This window comes from Pseudomonas sp. MD195_PC81_125, from assembly GCF_014060985.1.
GTDB lineage: Bacteria > Pseudomonadota > Gammaproteobacteria > Pseudomonadales > Pseudomonadaceae > Aquipseudomonas > Aquipseudomonas parakoreensis.
The window spans coordinates 1-2,257 of the sequence record NZ_JABULD010000879.1; the positions used below are offsets into that span (position 1 = coordinate 1).

2 protein-coding genes are annotated in these 2,257 nt (G+C 45.9%); both read right to left on the reverse strand.

Annotation, left to right across the window (positions count from 1 at the left end):
- Positions 1 to 391: TniQ family protein (locus HT737_RS32950; protein WP_182404634.1), on the reverse strand; the 391-nt coding region annotated here is incomplete at its 3' end.
- Positions 392 to 405: 14 nt separating this feature from the next.
- Positions 406 to 1,470 carry a TniQ family protein gene (locus tag HT737_RS30040; RefSeq protein ID WP_182404635.1) on the reverse strand — a complete coding sequence of 355 codons (1,065 nt, stop codon included), beginning with the start codon at positions 1,468 to 1,470 and terminating at the stop codon, positions 406 to 408.
- Positions 1,471 to 2,257: the final 787 nt, after the last annotated feature.

Consider the following 2,257-nt stretch of genomic DNA (forward strand, 5'->3'; position numbering starts at 1 on the left):
GCAWTTTTTGGCATTCGATGGTTTGAAGGTTGAAAGGACTTGCGCAGTGGTGGCATCGATCCCTAAGCAAAATGTTATGTGAAGCGCATACAGTGTTCAGTGTTAGATCCCAGGGCTCCTTGATTTGTTGATGCTCCGAAAAACAGGAGGTGCAAATTTTTGGCTTTAGACAAGACCACGTTTTGTTAGTGGTTTGAGATGTCAGGTGCTCATAGGCTGATCTCCACGTTGTTGGGAGCAGTGAGTCCGGAAAAATGTTCGGCTGTGTAGAATCCCTAAGGTGCGCCACGAGATCTGTTAACTTTAAAAAGTTGGCAGCAGCAACTCGTTGCAGGAAATTCGTCAGGCTTTCGCCAGGAACAACACTCAGCTCAACTGTTAGGCCGAACATCGGTATGCTTTCCACTAATAAGATGAATGGCTCCACGATTCGCGGTTACTCAAAAAGCTCTCTACGCCGGACAGAATAAAGCGGCACCATTTTCGTTGCGTCCCAGCAGGGATCGCGCCAATAACATGAGAAATGCTGTTGTATACAGTGGCAGTCGTTTCATTGTATGACCTGAAACTTCGAGTAGAGGCTAATAACTTATGAAAGCCGTTTGGCCAGTCCAATAATGCGCTGGAAGACTTTTTACAGCGTAGATGACAAAGTTTTAGGCTTACGATTTTACGATTTAAGTCCAGGTAAGTTGTACTTGGGTGTTCTGATAGGGCAGCTAGAAACGTTAGCAATTCCAGCACGTCCAGTAACTCCATCGAAAGAACTTCATCCGGGTATAAATGGCTCTCGTTAGTAATAGGCTGTCTCGTAAATTTGGCGGCAATGATACGGCTCATTTCATGTAGCGCTTTGGAACTCTCAGTTGAGGATATTTTTGAGTAACGTGCACCACACGAGCAACGATCGTAAGCGGGGCGTGTTGCTGTCAGCGGCTTTTCACACGCTGCGCAACGGTCGATCAGCATACATTTATGCATCTCGCAGACGGAAAACGGGGCCAATGACCAGTATGCCTTTCCGTATCCTAGTTCCTCCACGCAATGAGGACACACGCGGTAGGAACTGAGCGCGAGGTGCTTGATCGGTAGCAGATGCCCCTGCAGCCTAATCGTCGATTTGCTCATCAGGGTTGGAATTGTTGGGGATAGTGCTCTCAGGTCCTGGCCGAGCGCTACGCCTAACTGCAGGTGTCGCCGAATCGACATCACCCCATTCTCCGGAAGCATGAGTGCACGCTGCAGAATGGAAATACCTGAAAGGTGATTCAACGTAGATACTCGGAAGAGTAGGCTTTCAAGGCTTTCCCACGGAAAAAGCTTGGTCTTGATCAATAAATTGATGGTAGGTGGCGCAGGTACTTCATTTGCGGCGTGCATTCTGTGCATCGCAGCAAGCTCGCGGGCCTCATTTTTTTCTCTCAATACGATTAATTGTTGGTCGACGTGTTCAGCATTTTTATAAAGCATGGTGGCGCTCCTCGTTATTGATGATCGTTGTCAACTTTATAGAAAGGTTCATTGCGACCGATAAGGGAGCGGAAATTAAACTGAGAGGAAAAAGGGTTACGGTTGTCCTTTGCGCTACTCCAAACCTCATCGGCGAATGCCTGAGAAAGCACCTCGAGGGTAATGCCCTCTAATTTGTTTTTTATAACAATATATGCTGCGCAATCAAGTATCTTTATCAAATAGTCTATAAGGCCGTAGGAAGCGTAGTAGAACCTTTGGAGCATCTCGCTGGTAGTGAAGCTGACAGATTTAACTTTGACGATGGTCTCCAGGGTTTTGAGTAGTGAGGAGAAATTGCTCGAGGGTGAGTTGCTGATTTTGAATCTGTCAAAATCAACTGTGGCGGAAAAACGCCTGCGTAATTGTTGGTCGTTATTAGATATTCGTACTAATCCAAGTGCATTTTTTTTAGCGTGCGTGGGTATTTTTTTTAATTCTCAGTAGTTCTGAAACCTCTTTTCAGCAAGCTGCAGGAGCATGCTTACGTCTGTTTTTCTCATTCCTTCCAATGGGTTTTTCAAATAAAACAAAAAGTTAACGCGTCTGTCTGGATCATTTATTTGCCATTTTTTGTCATTTTTTTTGAAAACCTTACAAAGTCGAGACGTCTCCCAAAGGGAATGAAATTGACCTGGGCTTAATAGGAAGCATTATATTCACGCCTCTTTCCCCCCAGGCGACGCTGTCATGAAACCCCCATGCTGCCCCGCAGACCCGGCTTTTTCGAGCATTACGAAGAGTTGAT